At 65.4% G+C, this 24,801-nt stretch carries 15 protein-coding genes and 1 pseudogene; 15 read left to right on the top strand and 1 reads right to left on the bottom strand.

Translation table 11 applies throughout. From position 1 onward, the window contains the following. The first annotated feature begins 40 nt into the window (after window positions 1–40). The 15 genes and pseudogenes from B7G54_RS02475 to B7G54_RS02405 all read left to right on the top strand — a co-directional run bounded on the left by B7G54_RS02475 (window position 41) and on the right by B7G54_RS02405 (window position 23,310). Window positions 41–2,416, top strand: a complete 2,376-nt coding sequence (locus B7G54_RS02475; protein WP_085037593.1) for a serine/threonine protein kinase — start codon at window positions 41–43, stop codon at window positions 2,414–2,416. Then, on the top strand, window positions 2,403–3,515 hold the full coding sequence (gene tssA / locus B7G54_RS02470; RefSeq protein WP_106408925.1) for a type VI secretion system protein TssA: 1,113 nt from the start codon (window positions 2,403–2,405) through the stop codon (window positions 3,513–3,515). Before B7G54_RS02475 ends, tssA begins: the two co-directional genes overlap by 14 nt. 73 nt (window positions 3,516–3,588) lie before the next feature. Beyond that, window positions 3,589–4,143, top strand: coding sequence for a type VI secretion system contractile sheath small subunit (gene tssB, locus B7G54_RS02465; RefSeq protein ID WP_043183757.1), 555 nt, complete (start codon window positions 3,589–3,591; stop codon window positions 4,141–4,143). After that, entirely contained in the window at window positions 4,136–5,644 is a 1,509-nt protein-coding gene (gene tssC, locus B7G54_RS02460) for a type VI secretion system contractile sheath large subunit (RefSeq protein WP_085037592.1), read from the top strand. The genes tssB and tssC overlap by 8 nt, the downstream gene beginning before the upstream one ends. 71 nt (window positions 5,645–5,715) lie before the next feature. After that, window positions 5,716–6,207, top strand: coding sequence for an Hcp family type VI secretion system effector (locus B7G54_RS02455; protein WP_027791618.1), 492 nt, complete (start codon window positions 5,716–5,718; stop codon window positions 6,205–6,207). Window positions 6,208–6,223: 16 nt separating this feature from the next. Then, complete coding sequence (gene tssE, locus B7G54_RS02450) at window positions 6,224–6,772, top strand: type VI secretion system baseplate subunit TssE (protein ID WP_085037591.1); 549 nt, start codon at window positions 6,224–6,226, stop codon at window positions 6,770–6,772. 4 nt (window positions 6,773–6,776) lie between these two features. Beyond that, complete coding sequence (gene tssF / locus B7G54_RS02445) at window positions 6,777–8,648, top strand: type VI secretion system baseplate subunit TssF (protein WP_085037590.1); 1,872 nt, start codon at window positions 6,777–6,779, stop codon at window positions 8,646–8,648. Continuing rightward, window positions 8,645–9,721, top strand: coding sequence for a type VI secretion system baseplate subunit TssG (gene tssG / locus B7G54_RS02440; RefSeq protein WP_106408931.1), 1,077 nt, complete (start codon window positions 8,645–8,647; stop codon window positions 9,719–9,721). Before tssF ends, tssG begins: the two co-directional genes overlap by 4 nt. A gap of 12 nt (window positions 9,722–9,733) precedes the next feature. Beyond that, a complete protein-coding gene (gene tssH / locus B7G54_RS02435) occupies window positions 9,734–12,394 on the top strand; it encodes a type VI secretion system ATPase TssH (RefSeq protein WP_085037588.1) in 2,661 nt (886 codons plus the stop codon). After that, on the top strand, window positions 12,391–14,595 hold the full coding sequence (locus tag B7G54_RS02430; RefSeq protein ID WP_085037587.1) for a type VI secretion system Vgr family protein: 2,205 nt from the start codon (window positions 12,391–12,393) through the stop codon (window positions 14,593–14,595). Before tssH ends, B7G54_RS02430 begins: the two co-directional genes overlap by 4 nt. A 14-nt stretch (window positions 14,596–14,609) precedes the next feature. Beyond that, window positions 14,610–15,875 (top strand): hypothetical protein, encoded by a 1,266-nt coding sequence (locus B7G54_RS02425; protein WP_085037586.1) that lies wholly within the window; start codon window positions 14,610–14,612, stop codon window positions 15,873–15,875. Between the two features lie 15 nt (window positions 15,876–15,890). Beyond that, window positions 15,891–20,534, top strand: a complete 4,644-nt coding sequence (locus tag B7G54_RS02420; RefSeq protein ID WP_085037585.1) for an RHS repeat-associated core domain-containing protein — start codon at window positions 15,891–15,893, stop codon at window positions 20,532–20,534. A 41-nt stretch (window positions 20,535–20,575) separates the two neighbouring features. Continuing rightward, window positions 20,576–20,920: an immunity protein Imm33 domain-containing protein gene (locus B7G54_RS02415; RefSeq protein ID WP_165765535.1), complete on the top strand. Its 345-nt coding sequence runs from the start codon at window positions 20,576–20,578 to the stop codon at window positions 20,918–20,920. Between the two features lie 264 nt (window positions 20,921–21,184). Continuing rightward, window positions 21,185–21,739, top strand: a pseudogene (locus tag B7G54_RS02410) (helix-turn-helix domain-containing protein); the annotation flags it as partial. Window positions 21,740–21,960: 221 nt separating this feature from the next. After that, on the top strand, window positions 21,961–23,310 hold the full coding sequence (locus tag B7G54_RS02405; RefSeq protein ID WP_085037583.1) for an MFS transporter: 1,350 nt from the start codon (window positions 21,961–21,963) through the stop codon (window positions 23,308–23,310). 569 nt (window positions 23,311–23,879) lie between these two features. On the opposite strand, the gene B7G54_RS39505 is transcribed toward B7G54_RS02405, so the two are convergent. Next, window positions 23,880–24,626, bottom strand: a complete 747-nt coding sequence (locus tag B7G54_RS39505; RefSeq protein WP_244289239.1) for a lysozyme inhibitor LprI family protein — start codon at window positions 24,624–24,626, stop codon at window positions 23,880–23,882. Window positions 24,627–24,801 lie beyond the last annotated feature (175 nt).

Here is a 24,801-nt window from a genome sequence, read left to right as displayed (position 1 = left end):
GCGGCGGGCGGAAAGGACGCGGTTTCGAGAGGTGGTGGAGATGAAGGACGCTGGATCGAGAGACAACGAGCACGACACGGCGACACGCGGCGACGCATCCGAATTCACGGTGCGGCCGCTGCCGCTCGGCCATCGCCTGGGCGAACTGCAGCTCGACGAGGTGCTGGGCATCGGCGGTTTCGGGATCGTCTATCGCGCGTTCGACCGTACGTTGCGGCGCGCGGTCGCGATCAAGGAGTACATGCCGTCGATGCTGGCCACGCGCGGCGGCGACTATACGGTGTCGCTGCGCTCCGAGCGGTTCGCGCAGGCCTTCGACGCCGGGCGCGGCGCATTCCTCAACGAGGCGCGCCTGCTCGCGCAATTCGATCATCCGGGGCTCGTCAAGGTCCTGCATTTCTGGGAAAGCCACGGCACCGCGTACATGGTGATGCCGTTCTACGAAGGGCGTACGCTCAAGCAGCTGCTCGACGGCGGGATGCGGATCAGCGAGACGCAGTTGCGCAATATCGTCGGCGCGCTGCTCGGCGCGCTCGACACGCTGCATCGCGCGCAGTGCTTCCATCGCGACGTCGCGCTCGACAACGTGCTGATCCGCCCGAACGGCAGCGCGATCCTGCTCGACTTCGGTGCGGCGCGCAAACGGATCGGCGATCTGGTCGACGACGGCGCGATGATGATCAAGCCCGGCTACGCGCCGATCGAGCAGTACACCGACGATCCCGCGTTCAGCCAGGGGCCGTGGACCGATCTCTATGCCCTCGGCGCGGTGATGCACGCGATGATCACCGGCGAACTGCCGCCCGCGGCGGTCGTGCGCAGCATCAAGGACACGTACCGGCCGCTCGCGTCACGTGACCTGCCGGCTGGCGAGGTGTACAGCCCAGCCTTCCTCGCGGCCGTCGATCATGCGCTGCAGTTGCGGATTCCGGACCGGCCGGAATCGGTCGCGGCCTTCGCGGCGGAGCTCGGGTTGCGGGAATTCGGGACGGGTGGCGGGTATGGTGCGGCGGCTGTGCCGCCGGTGACTGAAGCAGGCAGAGGCGGGGAAGGGAAGCGCGAGACTTCTGCTGCATCCGGCACGGCGTCGGCTGCCGCTGCGGCTTCGATCGGCGCGAGCCGGACCGCTTCGGGCAACGCTGCACCGGATGGACGGCCGTCGGCAGCCGGTGGTGCGGATCATGTGTCTACGCCCACGGATACGGCATCCGCATCGTCTGGTGTGTCCGGCGCCAAGCCGGAGGCCGATGCGCCTTCGACGTCCGAAACCACAGCACAAGGCGCTGCCGTTGCGGCTGCGGGCTCGCTCGCAGCGTCTGCATCGCATGCTTCTCAGCCGGCTGCGAAACCGGTTGAAAAGCCGGTTGAAAAGCCGGTTGAAAAACCGGTCGAATCCGAAGGGCCGAACGGAAACGTCGAACGCGCGAAAGAACCGCCCGCTGCACGAACTGACACACCCGACGAAGCCGGTACGCGATCCACGAGTACCGACGCCGACGTCGGTGCGCGTGGTGCAGCAGGGTCCGGGAATGCGAACGCGGCCGCGGCTGCCGGCGGCGCCGGTACGACCGCACCGCATCCCGCCGCATCGGCTTCGTCATCAGGTGGCACATCCGTGCCGACCGGTGCACAACGCGGCCAGGCCACCGCCGGATCGCGCAACCGCCGGCTGCCGGTCTACGTCGGCAGCGCGCTCGTCGCGCTGATCGCCGCCGGCCTCGCCGCAACTTATCTGTCGCGGCCCACCCGCGTCGCCGACGAGGCCGCGCCCGCCGCGAGCCAGCCGCAGGCCGGCACGCCACCGCCCTCGAGCACGCCGTCAGCCACCCTGGCCCAGCAGGGGCCGACACCGACCGTCGTGCCGCCGTCCAGCCTGCCGGCCGGATCGTCCTCGCAGTTTCCGCCGCCACCTGTCGCCGCCGAACCGGCCAGCTCGCCTGCCGTTGAAGCCGCCGCTCCCGCGCCGCAGGTTGCGACCACCGCGACGAACCCGGCTCCGCCGCCGGCCGGTTCCAGCTCGACCATCGCGCCCGCCGGCAGCCTCGACGCGTCGGAGCGCGTCGTCAACGTGCCGCCGTCCGAAGCGGCCGTACCGCCGGTTTCGGCGCCATCCGCGTCGCCGAAACCGCCGGAAAACCAGACGGCCATCGCCGCCGTGAACGTGCTGCCCGCCGAGCCACAAACGCGTCCGCCGAAGGCGCAGGAAGCCGTGCAGGTGCGTTTCAACGTGCGGCCATGGGGCGACGTATACGTGAACGGCGCACGGCGCGGCGCGAGCCCGCCGCTGCGTTCGGTATCGCTGACGCCGGGCGTCTACGTGATCGAGATCCGCAACGGCTCGCTGCCGCCGTTGCACCGCACCGTGGCGATCGACTTCGGCAGCAAACCAGTCAACATCGACTATGCATTCGAATGACGTCAGCCAGGCGGCGCTGGCCGCCGCATTTTCCACGGTGCCGCCCGGCGTGCCGGCGACACCGCGCGCCGACCTGATCGGCCAGCTGCTCGCGGATGTCGCGCCCGATGCGCCGTGCGGCGCGAACCTCGAATACGACGCCGAGTTCCTGCAACTTCAGGAGCGCGCGACGCCGCGCGCCGAGCAGCAATACGGCGACACCGTGATCCCGGCCGAAGCGCCCGACTGGCGCGCGGTCGAGCGGCTCGCGCTGGCGCTGTCGGCGCGCACGAAGGACCTGCGCGTCGTCGCCTGTCTCGCGCGAAGCTGGATCGAGCAGCACGGCATTCCCGGCTATGCGGACGCGCTCGCGCTCGTCGCGAACCTGCTCGAGCGCCGCTGGGACGACCTGCATCCGCGGCTCGACGCGGACGGCGAACCGGACCCGACGCTGCGAATGAATGCGCTCGCCGAGGTAGCCGGCGCGCACGACTGCGCGCGCGCGGCGCGCCGCCAGCCGCTGTTCGACGGCGGGCCGAGCGTGCGCGACGCCGAACGGCTGCTCGACGGCCGCGACGATACCGGCAGCCCCGTGGCCGGCAGCCGCGAAAGCCTGCTGGCCGCGCTGTCGGCCACGCGCAGCGACGGCACGACGCCGCTCGACGCGGCGCGCGCGGCACTCCACGCGCTGGAGGCGATCCGTGTGTGCGTGGTGGACAAGCTGGGCCGCGAATGGGCGCCCGACGAAGGCGACGCGGAGAAGGCACTGCGGCGGATCGTGCGCGACGTGCCGCTGCCCGAGCCGCAACCGGCCTCGCCCGACCGGCAGCAGGCCGCGCCCGGCGACGCCTCCCAGGCCGGCCCCGCGGCAACCGCAGCGGCGGCGATGCCGAACGCCCACGCGTGGCGCGATGCCGAGGTCACGAGCCGCGACGACGTGCGCATCGGTCTCGACAAGATGTGCCGCTATTTCGAGCAGCACGAACCCAGCCACCCGGCGCCGTTGCTGCTGCGACGTGCCCAGCGGCTGCTCGCGCTCGACTTCTACGAAATCATCCGCGATCTCGCGCCGGAAAGCCTGCCGAAGCTGGACTTGCTGAGCGGCGAGCGGAGCGAATGAAACGAACGAAAGGCGCCGCCACTCGGGTGACGGCGACGGACTGCGCAACCTGATCGATGTGAAGGAGTGGACGATGACGGACAGAACCAAGGCGGCGGGCAGCGGACAGAAATTCATCGCGCGCAATCGGGCGCCGCGCGTGCAGATCGAGTACGACGTCGAGACCTACGGCGCCGAACGCAAGGTGCAGTTGCCATTCGTGATGGGCGTGATTTCGGACCTGGCGGGCAAGCGTGCCGAGCCGCTGCCGGACTTGCCCGAGCGCAAGTTCCTCGAGATCGACGTCGACAACTTCGACGAGCGGATGAAATCGGTCGCGCCGCGCGTCGCGTTCCAGGTGCCGAACACGCTGACGGGCGAGGGGATGCTCAACGTCGACATGACGTTCGAGCAGATCGACGATTTCTCGCCGGCCGCGATCGCGCGCAACGTCGACGCACTGCGCCGGCTGCTGGAGGCGCGCACCGAGCTGTCGAACCTGCTGTCGTACATGGACGGCAAGCACGGCGCCGAACAGCTGATCGAGCGCGCGATCAACGATCCCGACCTGCTGAAGACGCTCGTGCGCGAACCGCATGCGCCTGCGCAGGGCGGCGACGCGACCCAACCGGAGGCCCGCGATGAATGATCCCGTCCAGTCCCGCGTCGACACGCGCCATGCCGTGCAACCGGCCGTCGCCCACGACGAATTCGCCGCGCTGCTGCAGAAGGAGTTCAAGCCGAAGACGGCCGAGGCGCGCGAGTCGGTCGAGCGCGCGGTGCGCACGCTCGCGCAGCAGGCGCTCGAACATACGGTCGGCATGACGACCGATGCGTACGGCAGCGTGAAGCAGATCATCGCGGAGATCGACCGCAAGCTGTCCGAGCAGATCAACCAGATCCTGCATCACAACGAGTTCCAGACGCTCGAAGGCGCATGGCGCGGGCTGCATTACCTCGTCACGCACACCGAGACCGACGAGCTGCTGAAGATCAAGGCACTGCCGGCGTCGCGCAACGAGGTCGCGCGGATGCTGAAGCGCTACAAGGGCGTCGCATGGGACCAGAGCCCGCTGTTCCGCAAGATCTACGAAGAGGAATACGGGCAGTTCGGCGGCGAGCCGTTCGGCTGCCTCGTCGGCGATTTCCATTTCAACCACAGCCCGCCCGACGTCGAGATGCTCGGCGAGTTGTCGAAGATCGCGGCGGCGGCGCACGCGCCGTTCATCGCCGGCGCGTCGCCGGAGCTGATGCAGATGGATTCGTGGCAGGAACTGTCGAACCCGCGCGACCTGACGAAGATCTTCCAGAACACCGAATACGCGGCGTGGCGCAGCCTGCGGCAATCGGAGGACTCGCGCTACATCGGCCTCGCGATGCCGCGCTTTCTCGCGCGGCTGCCGTACGGTGCGCGCACCAACCCGGTCGACGAATTCGACTTCGAGGAAGACACCGACGCCGCGAACCACGACCGCTACACATGGGCGAACTCGGCGTACGCGATGGCCGCGAACATCAACCGTTCGTTCAAGCAGTTCGGCTGGTGTTCGTCGATCCGCGGCGTCGAATCGGGCGGAGCGGTCGAAGGGCTGCCGAGCCACACGTTCCCGACCGACGACGGCGGCGTCGACCAGAAATGCCCGACCGAGATCGCGATCAGCGACCGCCGCGAGGCCGAGCTCGCGAAGAACGGCTTCATGCCGTTCGTGCACCGGAAGAACTCGGATTTCGCGGCATTCATCGGCGCGCAGTCGCTGTACCAGCCGGCCGAGTACCACGATCCCGACGCGACCGCGAATGCGCGGCTGTCCGGCCGCCTGCCATACCTGTTCGCGTGCTGCCGCTTCGCGCATTACCTGAAGTGCATCGTGCGCGACAAGATCGGCTCGTTCCGCGAACGCGACGACATGGAGCGCTGGCTGAACGACTGGATCATGAACTACGTCGACGGCGACCCCGTCAATTCGTCGCAGGAAACCAAGGCGCGCAAGCCGCTCGCGGCCGCGCAGGTGGTCGTCGACGCAGTCGAGGACAACCCCGGCTACTACACGTCGAAATTCTTCCTGCGGCCGCACTACCAGCTCGAAGGGCTCACCGTATCGCTGCGGCTCATCTCGCGGCTGCCGACCGCGAAGGCGGCCAACGAGTGAGCGGCGGAGCAGGCAACGATCGGCATTCACCGCGGCATTCATCCTGACATCGCACTGAAACGGAGACGGCAATGGGCGTGGCAATGTTTATGAAGGTGGACGGCGTGACCGGCGAATCGGCGGACGCGCAGCACAAGGGCTGGACCGACATCCAGTCGTTCACGTGGGGCGCGAGCCAGCCGGGCGCGATGGCGAGCGGCAGCGGCGGCAACGCGGGCAAGGCGAGCTTCAACGATCTCGTCGTCGCCGCGTACATGGACAAGGGCGCACCCGCGATCATCAAGAACTGCGCGAACGGCAAGCATCTTTCGTCGGTCGAGATCTCCGCGTGCAAGACGGGCGGCACGCAGGTCGAGTTCATGCGCGTGACGCTGCAGGAAGTGCTCGTCACGTCCGCGCAGGTCGCGGGCATCGATCCGGGCGACGTCGCCGACCGGCTGATGATGCACTACGGCTTCCAGGCCGCGAAGGTGAAGAAGCAGTACTGGCAGCAGAACGACAACGGCGGCAAGGGCGCGGAGGTGACCGTCGGCTGGAACATCAAGGAAAACACCGAGATGTGACGGCGCGGAGACGACCATGGACGACCCGCGAACCCGCGACGGCCGGGAGGGCAGCCTGCGCGACCGGCTCCAGCCTGCGCTGCTCGACCGGCTCACCGACGACATGCCGCAGCGCGCGACCGAAGCGCCCGGCGCGCAGTGGATCGGCGCCGAACGCCTGCGCGCAGCCGTGCTGCGCGATCTCGCGTGGCTGCTCAACACGCGCAACGCCGAGGACGGCTTCGTCGACTGGTCGGCGTTCGCGCAGGCGCAGGCGTCAGTGCTCAACTACGGGATGCGGCCGCTCGTCGGCAAGCCGATGTCGGGCGTCGAGCGGATCTCGGTCGAGGCGTCGATCCGCGATGCGATCGTCCGCTTCGAGCCGCGCATCGCGCCCGACAGCGTCGAAGTCCGCAGCGTGACCGACGCGCCGGGCGGCCGCGCCGGCGAGCGGCGTCACAACGTGCTGCTGTTCGAGATTCGCGGCACGCTGTGGTCGATCCCGCATCCGCTCGAATTCGTGCTGCGCTCCGGCCTCGATCTCGAGACCGGCGCGATGTCGCTGCAATCCGTGGCGGGAGCCTGACGCGATGGACACGCGCCTGCTCGACTACTACAACCGCGAACTCGCGTACCTGCGCGAGCTCGGCGGCGAATTCGCGCAGCAGTTCCCGAAAGTTGCCGCGCGGCTGCGGCTCAATGAATCGGGGCCGCCCGACCCGTACGTCGAGCGGCTGCTCGAAGGCTTCAGCTTTCTCACCGCGCGTGTGCAGCTGAAGATGGACGCCGAGTTTCCGCGCTTCACGCAGGCGCTGCTCGATGCCGTGTATCCCGGCTATGTCGCGCCGCTGCCGTCGATGGCGATCGTGCGGTTCGCGCCGATGCTGAACGAAGGCAGCCTCGCACAAGGCTGGCGGTTGCCGGCCGGCACCGCGCTGCGCGCGCGTCCGGCCGCGTCCGAGCAGACCGCGTGCGAATTCCGCACCGCGCACGACCTGACGCTGTGGCCGCTCGAACTGACCGATGCGACCGTCACCAGCGCACCGTCGTGGCTGCCGCGTGGCGCCGTCGCCGCCCGGCAGGACGTGCGCGGTGCGCTGCGCATCCGGCTGAAGGCGCGCGGCGGCGCCAAACTCGCCCAGTTGCCGCTCGACCGGCTGACGTTCCATCTGGCGGGCCCCGAGCGCGACGCGCTGCACCTGCTCGAACTGATCGCCGCGCATGCGCTCGGCGTCGTGTGTCACGATCCCGTTCAGCCGCCGCGCTGGTTGCACACGCTCGACACCGATGCGATCGTCCACGAGGGCTTCGATCCCGCACAGGCGATCCTGCCCGACGACGGCCGCAGCTTCCACGGCTACCGGCTGCTGCGCGAGTATTTCGCGTTTCCGGCGCGCTTCCTGTTCTTCAGCATCGGCGGGCTGCGTGCCGCACTCGCGCGCGCGACCGGCGACGCGTTCGAATTGACCGTGCTGTTCGACCGCCACGATGCGGCGCTCGAGGCAGCCGTCAGTGCCAAACACCTCGCGCTGAACTGCACGCCGGCCGTGAACCTGTTCGCGCGCCGCGCCGATCGCATCCCGCTGCAGCCGGGCGCGCGTGAGCACCATGTCGTCGTCGATCGCAGCCGGCCGCTCGACTACGAGGTCTATGCGGTGCAGCGGCTCGCGAGCGAGCAGCGCGACGACGGCCAGTCGCGCGAATTCCGGCCGTTTCACGCGTCGTTCGCAAGCGACGACGGCAATCATGGCGCGTACTACACGATGCGACGCGAGCCCCGGCTGGTCTCCGCGCAGGCGCGCGCGAACGGCACGCGCACCGGCTACGTCGGCAGCGAAACCTACGTATCGCTCGTCGACAGCCAGTGCGCGCCGTACGACGAGACGATGCGCTACCTGGCGGCCGACACGCTGTGCACGAACCGCGATCTCGTGCTGCTGCAGCCGCCCGGCGACGCGAACACGTTCACGTTGCGCGTATCGGCCCCGGTCGAAAGCATCGTCGCGATCCGCGGCCCGTCGCGGCCACGCCCGCCGATCGCCGACGCGCAAACCGCGTGGCGGCTGATCCGCCATCTCGGGCTGGCGCGGCACACGCTGACCGATCTCGACGACGACGAGGGCGCGCATGCGCTGCGCGAACTGCTCGGCCTGCATGCCGACCCGGCCGACGCCGCGATGCGCCGGCAGATCGACGGTGTGCTGCGCGTGGCGTTCTCGCCGGTGTTCCGCCGGCTGCCGGCGTCCGGCCCCCTGATGTTCGGGCGCGGCGTGCAGGTCGACGTGACCGTCGACGACCACGCGTTCTCCGGCGACAGTCCGTTCCTGCTCGGCGCGGTGCTCGAACAGTTCTTCGCGCGCCACGTGTCGATCAACGCGTTCGCCGAATGCGTGCTGACCAGCGCGCAACGCGGCACGCTCGCACACTGGCCGGCGCGCATCGGCAGGCGGCCCGCGATATGAAGCGCGCCACGTCACCGGGCACCGAAGCCGCACGCCGCGACGCGTGGTGGGCACGCCTGCGCGCCGCGCCGCACGGTTACGACCTGTTCCAGGCGCTGCGCTGGCTCGATGCGCTGTCGCCCGGCCGCGCACCGCTCGGCCATGCCGCCCGGCCGCACGACGAACCGGTGCGGCTCGGGCAGCAACCGTCGCTCGCGTTCGCGGCGTCGATGCTGGCCGGCGTGAGCGACGACGGCGCCACGCCACCGCGCATCGCGATTCATGGTTTCGGGCTGTTCGGGCCGAACGGGCCGTTACCGACGCACCTGACCGAATACGCACACGAACGCGCGGCGCAACACGACGACCCGACGTTTGCCGCGTTCGCCGACCTGTTCCATCACCGGCTGATCCTGCTGTTCTACCGCGCGTGGGCTGACGCGCAGCCGACGGTGAGTCTCGATCGCCCGGAGCGCGCGCGGTTCGACGGCTATGTCGCGAGCCTGATCGGGCGGGCGGCACCGGGCGGCAAACCGGCCGCGCAAGCCGACGCGGACACGCTCGCGCCGCATGCGCGCTATTTTCATGCCGGCCATCTCGTGCGGCACACGCGCAACCCGGAAGGGCTCGTGCAGATCCTGCGCCGGCATTTCGGTGTCGAGGCCCGCATCGTCGAGCACGTACCGCAGTGGGTTGCGATCGAACGTTCGCAGCGTTGCACGATTCGTGCGACGCGGCCGACGTTGCGCGTCGGCGCCGTCGCGCTCGGCGTCGCGGTGCGCGATGCGCAGTCGCGGTTCCGGATCGTGCTCGGCCCGCTGTCGCTCGACGCGTACCGCCGTTTCCTGCCGGGCGGCCCGCATGCCCGGCAGCTTGCGCAATGGGTGCGCGAATACGTCGGCATCGAGTTCGACTGGGACGTGCAGCTCGAACTGGCGGCCGACGCGGTACCGGCGATCGCGCTCGGCGGGCCGCAGGGCATCGGCCGCACCGCGTGGCTCGGGCAGCGGCTCGAACCGGGCCCCGCGCGTGACCTCGTCGTCCGCTGCGACGTGCGGCGCACCGGCGCCCCCCTTCATCGCGAAACCGCCTAAACGGGAACCGTCATGTCCGATATCGGCCGCGTCAACCTGTTCGGAAAACTGAATCCGTTCCTCTACGAGACGCTCGAGCAGGCGACCGGCTTCTGCCGGCTGCGCGGCAATCCGTACGTCGAGCTCGCGCACTGGTTCAAGCAGATGCTGCAACGGCCCGACGGCGACCTGCAGCGCGTGCTGCGCCACTTCGGGATCGATGACGCCGTGATCGAGCGCGGGCTCGTTGCCGCGCTCGACAGGCTGCCGCGCGGTGCGGGCTCGGTGTCGGATCTGTCCGTGCATATCGACGACGCCGTCGAGCGTGCATGGGTCTACGCGACGCTGAAGTACGACGCGACGCGCATTCGCGGCGCGGTGCTGCTGCTCGCGATCCTGAAGACGCCGCAATTGCGCAACGTGCTGGTGGCGATCACGCGCGAATTCGAGCGCATCGTGCCCGACGTGCTCGCCGACGCGCTCCAGTCGATCGTCGAAGGCTCGCCGGAGGCGCAACCGGCCGGGCAGGCGCCGCCAGGCGGCGACACGGCGATGCGCGGTGCGACCACCGCCGCCGACGGCTCCGCGCTCGCGCGCTTCGCCGTCGACCTGACCGCCCGCGCGCGGGCCGATGAGATCGATCCAGTGATCGGACGCGATCCGGAGATTCGCCAGATCGTCGACATCCTGCTGCGGCGCCGGCAGAACAACCCGCTGCTGGTCGGCGAGGCCGGCGTCGGCAAGACGGCCGTCGCGGAAGGCTTCGCGCTGCGGATCGCTGCCGGCGACGTGCCGCCGTCGCTGCGCGACGTCGCGCTGTACCTGCTCGACATCGGGCTGCTGCAGGCCGGCGCGAGCGTGAAGGGCGAGTTCGAGAGCCGGCTGCGCGGCGTGATCGACGAAGCGATGTCGTCCGAGCGGCCGGCGATCCTGTTCATCGACGAAGTCCACACGCTCGTCGGCGCAGGCGGGGCCGCCGGCACCGGCGACGCCGCGAACCTGCTGAAGCCCGCGCTCGCCCGCGGCCTGCTGCGCACCATCGGCGCGACCACGTGGTCCGAGTACAAGCAATACATCGAGAAGGACCCGGCGCTGACGCGGCGCTTCCAGCTCGTACACGTGCACGAACCGGAAGAAGCGGCCGCGCTGACGATGCTGCGCGGCCTCGCCGGGAAACTCGAGGCCCACCATCGCGTGCTCGTGCTCGACGACGCGCTGCAGGCCGCCGTCACGCTGTCGCATCGCTATATTCCCGCCCGCCAGTTGCCGGACAAGGCGATCAGCCTGCTCGATACGGCCTGCGCGCGCGTCGCCGTCAGCCAGCACGCGGTGCCCGCGCCGATCGAAGATGCGCGCCGCCGGATCGACAGCCTGCGCGTCGAACAGGCGCGGATCGGACGCGAATGCGCGCTCGGCACCGGCGATACCGCGCGGCGCGACGTGATCGACACCGAGATTTCGGCAGCACAGGCCGAACTCGACCGTCTCGACACGCGCTGGCAAACCGAACGCGACGCATTGACGGCGATCGTCGATGCCCGCGCGTTGCTGCTCGACGACGATCCGTCGCATGCGCTCGACACCGACGCGCGCGCCGCGGCACAAGCTCGTCTCTCGGCCGCGCAGCATGGACTGGCCGACCTGCAGGGCGATGCGCCGCTCGTGCTGCCCGCCGTCGACACGCACGCGGTGGCCGCCGTCGTAGCCGACTGGACCGGTATTCCGCTCGGCCGGATGGTGCGCGACGAAACGCAGGCCGTGCTGAAGCTCGCCGATACGCTCGGCGAGCGCGTCGTCGGCCAGAAGCACGCGGTCGAACTGATCGCCGAGCGCATCCAGACCGCCCGCGCCAGGCTGGACGATCCGAAGAAGCCGCATGGCGTGTTCCTGCTGTGCGGGCCGTCAGGCGTCGGCAAGACCGAAACCGCGCTCGCGCTGGCCGACACGCTGTACGGCGGCGAACACAATGCGATCACGATCAACATGAGCGAGTTCCAGGAGGCGCATACCGTGTCGACGCTGAAGGGTGCGCCGCCCGGCTATGTCGGCTACGGGCAGGGCGGGGTGCTCACCGAGGCCGTGCGCCGCCGCCCGTACAGCGTCGTGCTGCTCGACGAGATCGAGAAGGCGCACCGCGACGTGCACGAGATCTTCTTCCAGGTATTCGACAAGGGCTGGATGGAGGACGGCGAAGGGCGCGACATCGATTTCCGGCATACGGTGATCCTGCTGACGTCGAACGTCGGCGCCGATCGCGTGATGCAGCTGTGCCGCGATCCCGAGCGCCTGCCCGCCGTGCAGACGCTCGCCGACGCACTGCGCGCGCCGCTGCTCGACGTGTTTCCCGCGGCGCTGCTCGGCCGGTTGACCGTCGTGCCGTATTACCCGCTCACCGACGCGACGCTCGCGCGGATCGTCGCCTTGCAGTTGCGGCGGATCGAGCAACGGATCGACGCGCACCACGGCATCCGGCTGCGCTGCACCGACGCGGCGACCGCGCTGGTCGTCGAGCGCTGCCGGACGATCGAATCCGGCGGCCGGATGGTCGACGCGATCCTCACGCATACGGTGATGCCGCGCATCGGCCGCGCGATCCTGCAGGCCACGCTCGAAGGCCGCACGCTGTCGTCGATCGAGCTGAGCGCGGCCGACGGCGAATTCGTGTACCGGTTCGACGAGGAGGAAGCGACTTGAATCGCGTATTCACACTCGACAGCCAGCATGGCGACGACCTCAAGTTCCATACGCTCGACGGCAGCGACGAACTCGGCCGCCTGTTCGAATTCCGGATCGAGGCGCTCGCCGACAGTCACAGCCTGTCGCTGAAGGACATGCTCGGCAAGCCCGTGACGGTCCGGATCGAACAGCAGGACCTGTCGACGCGCTACCTGAACGGCATCGTTGCGCGCGCGTCGCTCGCGGGGCGGCGAGCCGAGCGGTACTACGGCTACGAGCTGATCGTGCGCCCGTGGCTGTGGCTCGCGACGCGACGCTCCGATTGCCGGATCTTCCAGAACAAGACCGTGCCCGAGATCGTGCAGGAGGTGCTGTCGACGTACGGCTTTCCGATCGAGAACCACCTCGCCGAGGCGTATGTGCCGCGCGACTACTGCGTGCAGTACAACGAGACCGATGCCGCGTTCGTGTCGCGGCTGATGGAGTTCGAGGGGATCTACTTCTGGTTCCGGCATGCACAGGACACGCATACGCTGATGCTGGGCGACGCGATGTCGTCGCACACGGTGCTGCCCGGCTACGAAACGATTCCGTACATCGCGCGCGACCGCACCGCGATCGCCGACGAGGAGCACATCGACGGCTGGCTGCCCGCGCAGGAGGTGAGCGTCGGCCGGCACCAGACCACCGACTACGACTATACGAAGCCGCGTGCCGATCTTTCGTCGCAGAAGGTCGATCCGCGCGGCCACGATCACGACAGTTTCGCGTCGTTCGAGTGGCCGGGCGGCTATCGCGACGATGCGCCCGGCGCGCATTACAGCCGCGTGCGGCTCGAGGAACAGCAGGCCGAACACGAGCGGGCGAGCGCCGATACCGATGTGCGGGGTGCCGCGCCCGGCTATCTGTTCGCGCTCGAACATTGCCCGCGCGCCGATCAGAACCGCGAGTACCTGATCGTGCGGTGCCAGTACCGCTTCCAGGAGAACGCGTATGCGAGCGATCAGGGCGCGGAGGCCGTCGTGCATCAGACGATGATGCTCGTGCAGCCGTCGAGCCTGCCTTACCGGTCGCCGCGCGACACGCCGCGGCCGCGTACCAACGGCCCGCAGACGGCGACCGTCGTCGGGCCGCCCGGCGAAGAAATCTGGACCGACCAGTATGGGCGCGTGAAGCTGCAGTTCCGCTGGGATAGGTACGGGCAGAGCAATCAGGATTCGTCGTGCTGGGTGCGGGTGTCCAGTCCGTGGGCCGGGGGCGGGTTCGGGGGCGTGCAGATCCCGCGCGTGGGCGATGAGGTGGTGGTCGATTTCCTGAATGGCGATCCGGACGAGCCGATCGTCACCGGGCGGGTTTACAACGGCGAGAAGATGCCGCCGTGGGGGCTGCCGGGGGGGGCGACGCAGAGCGGGTTGCTGTCCCGTTCGTCGCCGGGCGGGACGAACGAGCATGCCAATGCGTTCCGGTTCGAAGACAAGAAAGGTGCCGAGCAACTCTGGATGCACGCGGAACGGAATTTCGATGCGGAGACGGAGGCCGATCATTCGCTTTCCGTCGGGAACAACCATACGCATACGGTCGGGAACGACGAAACGATGCAGGTGAAGAACAACCGGCAAAGGAGTGTGGGGCAGAACGAGACGGTGAATATCGGGCAGAACCGGGTGGCGCAGATAGGAGTGGATGAGACGCATGGGGTGGGGGGAAACCGGACGCGAACGGTCGGGAAGAAGGAGACCGTGACGATTGCGTCGGATCGCGAGGCGACGATCGGCGGCAGCCACACGGAATCGGTCACGCATGCCAAGACCGAAACGATCGGCGAAGGCAAGACGCTGAACGTCGGGCAGATGTACCAGACGACGTCGCAGGACATGAAGACGATGGTTGCGTCGGCGCACACCGAAGAGATCGGCACGCGCACATCGACGATCGCGAACGCGCATACGCACACGGTCGGCGGCGAACACACCGTCAACGTCGGGGCGAACCATACGACGAACGTGCAGCATCAGGTGACCGTCAACGCCGGCGACCAGCTTTCGCTCGTCTGCGGGATGTCCAGCATCGTGATGAAGAGCGACGGCACGATCACGATCCAGGGTGTCAATGTCGCATCGACCGGTACCAACACTCACAGCGTGAACGGCAAGACGGTAACGTCGTCAGCGACCGCGGAGCACACGGTCGAAGGTGCCGTCCTGAAACTGAATCCTTGAGGAGGCCAGACCGAATGCAGAACTGGCAGCCGACCAATCCGGTGGAGCGCAGGTTCATGGACGCGCATGCGGACTGGATGAGTTTCGCGAAAGAGCAGGACGCGCGATTGATGATCTGGCAGACCGACGAGACGGATGCGGAACTCGTGCGATTGTACTTCCAGGTCCAGGACGAGACGTCGTGCGCGGTCAGAACGATGCGGGCGTCGTTCGTCAATGAATCAGGGTATGCGACGGCGCTGACAGATGAACTCATCGCGTTCTACGACAGCCGGCGGGAGGCGTCCAATGCGCAGGGTGTGCGTGCGGACTGGCACGCCCCCTACGACGATGGCAAGAATCCCTTGTTGTATCTGTTCGCGGTTACCGACAGCCTGATGCAGCACCATCCGGATATTTTTCCGGCGATGGTATTCGTGCTGGAACCGGTGAAGGTACGAGATGACACGGCATGGATCCGATGGATCGACGATTTGCTGTCGATCATTGCGGTCGCACCGCAGCTTGTCGAGCGCGTGCGCTTCGTCGTGCCGCGTATCGATATCGCGCCGTTTGCAGCGTTGATGCAACGCCATCGGGCTGCGGTGCGCGTCGTGCAAGGCAAGTATTCGATGGCGAGCGTGCCGCGCGAGTTACTGGCGGAATCGGGCGAGCGTGGGCCGAGCGGGGAGTTTCGACGGCACTTCGTGATGCTGACCGAGATGATCGAAGGCGGCAATCCATCTCGTCTGGAGGAACTGCGTACGGCGGCGCTGAAGGTCGCGGAGCGCGAGCAGTGGTTCGATCAATGCGTTGTCGTGCACCTGATTGCGGGGGCTGCGTATCTGAAGTGGCGCGATCGGGAGCAGGCGATCGCGGCTTACCGGAGCGCCGCCAGCAGCGGTATGCGCGCGGTCGAGGCAGGGCATCCGGCGGGGCACAAGCTCGTGGCGAACGGGTTGTTCGGCGAGGCGAGCGTGCATCTGACGCATCAGGACTATGCGCACTCGGCTTATTGCTACGAGCGAGCGGCCGCGTCGACCACGGCGGCGAAGGACGGGCTGATGACGGTTGAGGCCTGGAGAATGAGTGCCGTGTGCTGGGAGCGGGCAGGGGAGCGTGAACATGCGCTGGAGGCCGGATTCAACGCGCTCGATGCTGGATTGATGATCGACGAGCCGATGCGGGCGAACAGCAATCTGCCGATGGTTGTCGAGTGGATGGTGTCGCAACTGGGCGCGATGGACCGGCGGCGAAACACGCTCACCGAGAAAGTCGCGGCGTTGCGCAGTGGGCGCTGAGCGGGGACCGAAACCGTGGCACTTCCAGCCGTCAAGCATCTCGATCCCGTTGTTGGCGTGGACGTTCATTCGGTACTGGTTACGCCGGCAACGCCGCCGGTGTTCCTGCCGCATCCGCACGTTGGTTTCATGCTCGATCTGCGCGAATACGTCGAGGCGGCGAAGGCCGTGGTCGGTTGCATCGCCATGATGATCGTGCAGGAGAAGGTGACCGAGTACATCGAAGATCATCCTGAAGATGCGAAGAAGCTCGAACACCTCGCCGATGAAGCGAGCCAGCAGGTCAATGAACTGATCGGCGGCGGCAAGCTACCAGACCTCGAGGACAACCCCACTGTCGCCGAGGGGGTGAAACTGGCGAGAGCCGCCAACAAGATCAAGAATCGCATCAGCGACGATCTTGGCTCGAACGTCGGATCGGGGGGCGGCAGTGGCAGGCCGATTTTCGTGAACGGCATGATGCGGGCCACGGCCGGGACGCATGCGTATCACGTTCCGGGATTGCATTTTCCGCTTGGCGAATCGTTCGCCCCGCCGCCGGCCGAGTTCGAACCGTCAAATGACGGGGAATCGTTCATGGGCAGCAAGACGGTGCTCGCCAACAACGATCCAATGTCGTACATGGCGCTGGAGGCGTTGAGTTGCTGGTCGATCGGGATGGAGCCGCCGCCGCATAACAGCGCGCATACGGATCGGACTTATCCGTCGATGCCGAGTTCGGTGATGCTGCCGATTCCGGCAGGAAGGCCCGTGTTGGTCGGCGGGCCGCCGATCATGAACATGGCCGCGGCGGCGAAGGGGTTGTTCAAGGCGTTTCAGGGGTCGAAATGGGCGAAGGCGCTGGCGGACAAATTGAATTTGAAGCCGGGGTTTCTGAAATGCAACGTCCTGCATGCAGAGCCTGTTGATGTCACAACCGGCGAAGTCATCGTCGCGCAACACGACTTCACGATTACCGGACATCTTCCTCTTGAGTGGACCCGGTGTTATGCGAGCCGTGCGCAACGCCTCGGTACTATTGGCGTCGGATGGAGTACGCCGGCAGACATCCATTTGAATCTCATTTCGCGCGACGACGGAATCGGCGCAGCGATCTACTTTGTCGACCATGCCACGGCATTCGACGAAGTGCCCATGCACGAGGGGTGGGCAACGCGCGCCACTGACTGGCAGTGTGGCCATGCGCTGTACTTTCGTGACAACCAATTGGTATTGCGTACGGACGAGGGAATCGAATACGGATTCCTGTTGCCGCATCCGTGGGACACGATCGTCGACAGGTTATCCGGCGCGCCCTCACTAACGCTGATGCTCGACTGGATCGGTGACCTCTATGGTCATGCGTGGCTGTTCGAGCGCAGTTCGTCGGGTCACGTGTCACGGATCGTCGAACATGGCATCGAAGGACTGACGGGACGACGCATCGAATGTCGCTCGAATGCCGACGTTGACGGGCACGACGGCCTGACAGCGGTGATGACACTGACCAACGCTGACGGACACGTGTATCCGCTGGTACGTTACGAACACGATCGTGACCGGAACCTCGTCGCGGCACTCGATGCCATGAGCAATCCGCGCCGCTTCGACTATGAAAGCGGCAATCGGATGACTCGGCACGTCAGTGCCAGTGGTGTTTCGTTTCACTATAGCCATCGACGAAGTGCCGACGGCGCGTGGCGCGTCGACCATGCGTGGGGCGACGAAGGGGTGCTCGACTATCGCTTCGAATACGACCTCGCTCGAAACCAGACTCGTATTATCGAATCCCTGGGACACGTTGCCGTCATTCAGCTGAATGAACGTCGTGTGCCGATCGCCGAAATAGATGTGCTCGGCGGCATGACCAGTTATCGTTACGACAGCCAGTGGCGCACCTGCGCCCGTATCGACCCGATAGGTCGTACGTCTCGGTGGGAATACGACGCGAATGGCAATCTGATCGCACAGTTCATGCCGGATGGTCGATCGGTTCGGGCCGAATACGACAGCAATCACAAGCCGGTTTGCGTGACCGGGGCCGGGGGGCGTCAATTTCGATACGAATGGGACGCTCGCGGTCGTCTGATGAGTCGCACCACGCCATCCCAGGCGACGTTCAGATATGCATACGACAAACTAGGTCGTGTGACGTCCTGTGCCGGTCCGCAAGGTGACGTAACGACGTTCGGTTACGACCGATACGGCAACCTGACCACGATGGTCGATGCGCTTGGACACCCGACGCAATACGAACGCGACGCACGTGGCTATGTCATAAGCTCCCTCGATGCAGCGGGGCACCAAAATCGTTACGAGAGAGATGCCTGCGGACGACTGGTACGCGCCATCGAATGGGACGGACGCGAGATTCACTGCAGCTATGACCCGGATGGCCATCTCTTGCGGTATCGCGACCCGGTCGGCAATGTGACGCGTCTTGCCTATACGCCGCTGGGAGAAATCGCAAAGCGGATTCAGCCCGATGGCACTGAAGTCCAGTATCGCTATGACACTGAAGGGCAGCTCGCCCAGGTCGTCAACGAGCGCGGAGAGTCCTATCTGCTCAAGCGCGACGCGCTCGGCAGAATCGTTGAAGAAATCGACTACTGGGGACAGTCGCGCGTTTACGAATACGGGACGACCGGGGAACTCTTGCGTAGCGTCGACCCGCGTGGCCGGGCCATCGAGTATCGATATGACGAACTAGGGCGAATCGTCGAGAAACGCATTCCTGATCCCGACCGACACGACGGTGTTCGGACTGACTGCTTTCACTACGACGAACACGGCGATCTCATTCGCGCGTCGACCGCATCCTCTCACCTCGAATTCAGATATGACGACGACGGCAGGCTGGTCGAGGAACGACAGGGCGACGACTTTACACTTTTCAATCGATATGACGCAACCGGTAATCGAATCGAACGACGAACGCGCCTCGTTGCGGGCAGTGAAATCGTCGAGCAGTCGATTCGTTACAACTATGACGCACTGAATGCGGTCGTCCGGATCGAGATCGATGGACACGCGCCAATCATCATCGAACGGGATGCACTTGGCCAGATTCGCGACGAACGACTGGGTGACGCGCTGCGACGCGAAATGTCGTACGAAGCCAAGGGACGTTTGTCCCGGCAGGCTCTGCTTGCCGATACCGGGGAAATGTTCGCGATCGAATACGCGTACGATGCGAACGGCGACCTGATCGAGCGACGTGACTCCCGGACCGGCATCGAGCAGTTTCAATACGATCCGGTCGGGCAGGTCGTCGCACATATCGACTGCGCAGGCGCGACACGCCGCTTCACGTACGACCCCGCCGGAGATCTGCTCAACACCCGGGTGTTCCAGTCAGGCGCGCTACGAGGCGAAACCGCATCGCCGGCATGGCGTCGGGAAGGCGTGCACGAAGACAGTCATTACGTATTCGATCGTGCCGGCAATCTCGTCCATAAGCGCGAGGCGCACCAGGAGATTACTCTGCGGTGGGACGCTGCAGGGCAGTTGGCCGAGACGCTGACGACTCGTCGCGCCGGGCAAGGCGACACCAACGACGATCATCACCTCCGCGTACGGTACGAATACGATGCATTTCGCCGGCGGATCAGGAAAATCACTTCGTCGCGCCGGCTTGAATCCAGCCACACCTCTGTTCGTCAATTCTTTTGGGACGGCGACGTCCTCTCAAGCGAACTCCGCTCCGACCAGTCAGACGAGAAAAATAGCCAGACACAAAGTGTGCTGATCCGACGGGACGTACGGGACTGGATCCACTATCCCGATACGTTTCGACCGCTCGCCGTGGTTCATCGAACCCTCGACTCGCGCATACCTCCACCCGTGTCAGAGCATGCCGGTGTCGAGCCCGGAGGCGCGCCTTCACTCGATGAGATTCGGTCACCCACGGCGATCGCCGACTATTCCGCTCCGAACACGACGTCGGCTACGCGCCAGCAGCCGGCGTCATATCGCCCCGTCAGCACGGTCTACTTCTTCCATAACGACCCTAATGGGGCGCCAGTCCGCGTTGTTGACGAGCGTGGCCGAATTGCGTGGGAAGCGAGTTATGCCACATGGTCGAGCAACACGCCGATACAGCCGAAAGACTGGCCATCGTTCGATCAGCCCATTCGGCTTCAGGGACAGTACTACGACGAAGAAACCGGATTTTGCTACAACAGATATCGATATCTCGACCCGGGAATCGGGCAGTTCATCAGCCAGGACCCGAGCTGCATCGAGGGAGGTTCGGCACTCTATCGATATGCACCGAACCCGGCCGCCTGGATCGACCCTTATGGTCTTGCAAACACGATCGACGGTCACGGGAACACGGTCCCGATCGTCTCCCTGGGTATCCCCGACAAGTCCTTGTTCAAACCCAAATCCGGCATCACAACGGCGTACTCGCGCAATTCCCAATGCGGACCGACCACGGCGCAGACGAGGTCAGTGCAGGGCAAGCCATGCGTGGCGTGCAATCAGACAGCCACAACGATGGTTGCCGACCATATCGATGCGCTCGTGGTCGAGTATTATCGAACCGGAACGAACGACGTCACGGTGCAAACGTCAATTGCCGCGGTGCAACCGCATTGCCCCGATTGTTCTCGATCTCAAGGGGGCAAAGCGTCGGGCTTTTCGCGGGCAATGAAAAAGGCCCTTCATATCCGATGAAGAAGATGTTGAATATCTGAACGCACACCTGGAGTGCAAAGATGGAATCACAACACGAAACAGCCATAGCAGACATGCAGCGCGAAGTATGCGAACGATACGGGTTGCACGAAACCGCCGTGGAGAACATGGTCGCCTTCGCGACGTCGACAGTGGGGCAGATGCCCGTTTATGGCACGCGTCTGGAACGTCGCCCGGACGATAACATCAGTTGGTATTTCCATTGCGGCGAATACTCGGACGCCGATGACTTTTATCAGCCGGTGCATACGGAGCATCTTCAGCAAATGCTGCCGCTCGTCATCAAGTATCTTCGGTTGCCGCCCGGCACGCGTTTCATCGTCGACGACCAAGGATACGAGGATGTTTGGCAGGAGCCGGCCTGATAAAACGCTTGGTCGCGGCAGGCGTTTCGACGGAGGCGATTTCGGGCCTGTTACGCCGTTGCCTGGCGCGAGGTGCCGGGGACAGCGATGCTTTGGTTGCCCGGATCATTGTAGTAACTCTGCGAACTAAATTTGACATAACGTGAATTATCGACAGTTTGTGTTGTAGTAGCTTTTTAGAAATGTCGTGTTCTAGCCATTTAGAAATGTCGTGTTTGGACCTCGGTAAGCTTGCCGGCTCCCGGTCAGATCATGGAGTCGGCGATGCACCGAACGGCACTGGTGACATTGAACATGCGAGAACTCGACCGTCTGAAGGTGATCCAGGCTGTGGTGGATATGGGCTTGAAGCCCGGCCGTGCAGCCGAACGGCTGGGGCTGACAGTGCGGCAGATCGAACGTCTGGTGATCCGCTATCGGGAATCCGGCGCAGGTGGACTAGCTTCGCGTAAGCGTGGCGGTCCCGGCAACCGTCGCCTGGACCCAGGGGCCGCCGACCGGGCTCTCTCGATCATCCGCGATCGCTACGCCGATTTCGGGCCGACGCTGGCCTGCGAGAAGTTCTGGGAGTGTCACGGCATTCGGCTGGCCAAGGAGACGGTCAGGAAGCTGATGACGGACGCTGGCTTGTGGATTCCGCGCCGACAGCGTCCGCCGAAGGTCTACCAGCCGCGAGCGCGGCGCTCTTGCCTCGGTGAACTGATCCAGATCGACGGTAGCGACCACCGGTGGTTCGAGGACCGTGCGCCGGCCTGCACGCTGCTGGTGTACGTGGACGACGCGACGAGCCGGCGGATGATGCGGCACTTCACGCAGACTCGGCTCCCACGGCACCGCTGGCCGTCAGATCCAGCCCGCTCGCGATCGCCACCCCACTCCTTCCGCATCGAATGATAATTACACGTCATATCGCGATACATCAGGATGTCTAACTGAAAGGCCTGAACGCCGTTCGAGTCATTCGCCACTTGCACTTGCCGCAACCGGTCGCGGGGCGTATCGTTTATTTCTCTATCGCCCTTTATCAGGGAGATATCAAAATGGCTGCCATGCAATCCGCGGCCACGCCCCTCTCCGACGAGGAATCCCGGCGCCAGTTGCACCGCGCCGTCGTCGCCAGCACGATTGGCACCACGATCGAATGGTATGACTTTTTCCTCTACAGCACGGTCACCGGCCTGGTCTTCGCAAAGCTGTATTTCCCGCAATCCCACCCTCTCGTCGGCACGCTGCAGGCGTTCCTGATCTATGCCGTCGGCTTTGTCGCACGGCCGGTCGGCGCGGCAATCTTCGGCCATTACGGCGACCGCATCGGACGCAAGGCCACACTGATCGTGACCCTGTTGCTGATGGGGCTCGCCACGTTCGCCGTGGCCTTCGTTCCGACCTACGCCTCGATCGGCATCTGGGGTGCCGTCATCCTCACGGTGCTGCGCTTCATCCAGGGCGTCGGCGTGGGTGGCGAATGGGGCGGCTCGGTCCTGATGTCGATGGAGTGGGCGCGCACCAATGCGCATCGCGGTTTCGTCGCTTCGTGGCCGCAGTTCGGCGTGCCAGCGGGATTGTTCCTCGCCAACCTCGCCGTGCTGGCCATGAGCTGGTTTTCCGGAAGCAGTTTCCTCGCGTGGGGCTGGCGCGTGCCGTTTTTCCTCAGCATCGTCCTGGTTGCGATCGGGCTCTATATCCGGCTGAATATTCTCGAGACGCCGATCTTCGCGAAGCTGCTGGCCGAGCGCAGGATCGAGAAGACGCCGATGCTCGAAGTGCTGCGCAAGCAGCCGAGGGATATCGTGCTGTCAGCGTTTGCTCGGATGGCCGAACAGGCGCCGTTCTATATCTATACGGCGTTCGTGTTCACTTACGGGATCACGGCGTTGGGCGTCACGCGCGAACTGCTGCTGGCGGCAGTGCTGGTCGCGTCTGTGGTCGAGTTCTTCACCATTCCGCTGTTCGGGCACGTGTCGGATCTTATCGGGCGGCGGCGGATGTACATGATCGGTGCGGCTGCCGTCGGTGTGTTCGGATTCCTCTACTTCGCAATGGTCGACAGCCGGAATCCGGTATGGATCTTCGCGGCCATCGTGCTGTCGCTGGTCCCGCATTCGATGATGTATGGGCCGCAGGCTGCATTGATTGCCGAGTCGTTCACAGGGCGGTTACGGTATAGCGGTGCGTCGATGGGCTATCAGCTCGCTTCGGTCATTGCCGGTGGCCCGGCACCGCTGATCGCAACGGCGCTGTTTGCCTACTACCATTCGGGGTATGCGATCGCGGCGTACGTGCTGGTATGTGCGGTGCTGAGCGTGGTCGCCGCATCGAAGCTCGGGGACTATACGAACAAGGATATTTCGCGGGAATACGACGACGCGCGCGAGCCATTGAAACTCTGACGTGTTTCGCTGTTCGTCGCCGATCCTCGGCGCGATCGGCTTGCGGACGCGTAGCGTTCGCGCATGTTCGCCGATCAGGCGGTGCAGCAGCGTGAGCGCGTGGAACGTGTTGTTGACCGCATGCGCGCTGGCAATGAAGCCCTCGCCTGAAGCCGGCAGCACGACGACGCACTCCGGTTCGTAGTGCAACGCAGACGCGGCGCGCAGAAAGTGCAGTTGGTCGAACGTCGAACTGACGTTGTCGGCCATCCGGTCCCGCAACGCCCGCAGCGCGGTGTCGGCGACGCGATTGCGGTGATTGTCGCGATCGCGCATCGAGATCGCCATCAGCGGCAGCATGAGCGTATCGACGGCCTCCCGTAACGCATCGGCTTCCCTGCCCTGTCGCTCGCCGAGCGCGTCGAGTCGTTGCCGGGCCGCGTGCCAGTCGCGCCGTTCGTCGTCGGCTTCATCGTCGTCATCCTCGACTGCCCTTGCACACAACGGCGCGAGTTCGCGCAGCCGGATGTGCGATGCCGGCGTAGCCGAGGCGGACGCGATGTCGGCTTGCCGACGTGCGGTTCAGGCGATCATTCAAATTCGAAGCCCTTGTTCGGAGCGTGCGCTTCGTCGATATACGTGCCTCGGAAATCGACGTCGCTGCCGTGGCCGAGCACTTTCCCGCATTGACCGCGCTGTTCGACCTCCATCTGCGCGCCGTGAATGGCGAAATCGAGCTGGCAGCCGTCGGCGCCAACGTGGAATGCCTTGCCGTCGGCACGCACGACGGCGTCGGCCTTGTATTCCCGTCCGCTGTTTTCACCGTTCCATGATGACGCGTCGAACGTCAGCCGTGCCGCATCGGCATACGGGTTGACATTGATCATGATGATCCCGCCGCGATCACGTGGCAGCGGCTTGGACGAGATTTCAAGGAGCGTCCAGGTTTGCGACCAATGGAAGCCATTGATGTCGCGCACGATTTCGGGGTTGGGCTCGGAAAGCTGCTGCAGCCGCCGGAGATAGCTGGTGCGCAGGCAGTCAACGTCTTGTGCGCAGGCATCCCGTTGCAGTCGCCAGCCGCGCTGATAATCCTTTAAATCGTTGAGGCCGGACGAGCCGTACCCCTTCATGACACGTTCCGGCGCGAGCGACCACGCGATCGCGAGCTGATCGTCGAGTTTCGACAACTCGGGGACGGCGCATATCGTTTGTTCCGCCGGGTGTTTGACCAGATGACAATTGAAGGAGGCGGCGTACACAGAGCCGGCGATCCAGAAAGATGCCGGCAGAAGTGCAATGCGCACCAGCATCCGAAGGGTAATCGTTGTCTTCATGTCGAATTCGATGAGGATGAGTGACGTGCGTCGTTTCCCGGGTATCGGCGGTATTCGCCCACCACCCTGGGCAACGACGCCGGTACCGCGGTGACCATGTATTGCCAATTCCCGCTCGCGCAATCCTCGTGCGAAGTCGCGGAGCAAGCCTTCTTTGCGACATTCCGATGAGATG

It is taken from the genome of Burkholderia puraquae, assembly GCF_002099195.1.
Taxonomy (GTDB): domain Bacteria; phylum Pseudomonadota; class Gammaproteobacteria; order Burkholderiales; family Burkholderiaceae; genus Burkholderia; species Burkholderia puraquae.
The sequence above is the reverse complement of the archived record's forward strand: the minus strand, read 5'-3'. Positions and strand labels throughout refer to the sequence as shown.

Excerpts from the sequence above, each read along its gene's own strand:
- B7G54_RS02475 (WP_085037593.1), top strand. The coding sequence starts at position 41 with ATGAAGGACGCTGGATCGAGAGACAACGAGCACGACACGGCGACACGC.
- tssA (WP_106408925.1), top strand. The coding sequence starts at position 2,403 with ATGCATTCGAATGACGTCAGCCAGGCGGCGCTGGCCGCCGCATTTTCC.
- tssB (WP_043183757.1), top strand. The coding sequence starts at position 3,589 with ATGACGGACAGAACCAAGGCGGCGGGCAGCGGACAGAAATTCATCGCG.
- tssC (WP_085037592.1), top strand. The coding sequence starts at position 4,136 with ATGAATGATCCCGTCCAGTCCCGCGTCGACACGCGCCATGCCGTGCAA.
- B7G54_RS02455 (WP_027791618.1), top strand. The coding sequence starts at position 5,716 with ATGGGCGTGGCAATGTTTATGAAGGTGGACGGCGTGACCGGCGAATCG.
- tssE (WP_085037591.1), top strand. The coding sequence starts at position 6,224 with ATGGACGACCCGCGAACCCGCGACGGCCGGGAGGGCAGCCTGCGCGAC.
- tssF (WP_085037590.1), top strand. The coding sequence starts at position 6,777 with ATGGACACGCGCCTGCTCGACTACTACAACCGCGAACTCGCGTACCTG.
- tssG (WP_106408931.1), top strand. The coding sequence starts at position 8,645 with ATGAAGCGCGCCACGTCACCGGGCACCGAAGCCGCACGCCGCGACGCG.
- tssH (WP_085037588.1), top strand. The coding sequence starts at position 9,734 with ATGTCCGATATCGGCCGCGTCAACCTGTTCGGAAAACTGAATCCGTTC.
- B7G54_RS02425 (WP_085037586.1), top strand. The coding sequence starts at position 14,610 with ATGCAGAACTGGCAGCCGACCAATCCGGTGGAGCGCAGGTTCATGGAC.
- B7G54_RS02415 (WP_165765535.1), top strand. The coding sequence starts at position 20,576 with ATGGAATCACAACACGAAACAGCCATAGCAGACATGCAGCGCGAAGTA.
- B7G54_RS02405 (WP_085037583.1), top strand. The coding sequence starts at position 21,961 with ATGGCTGCCATGCAATCCGCGGCCACGCCCCTCTCCGACGAGGAATCC.
- B7G54_RS39505 (WP_244289239.1), bottom strand. The coding sequence starts at position 24,626 with ATGAAGACAACGATTACCCTTCGGATGCTGGTGCGCATTGCACTTCTG.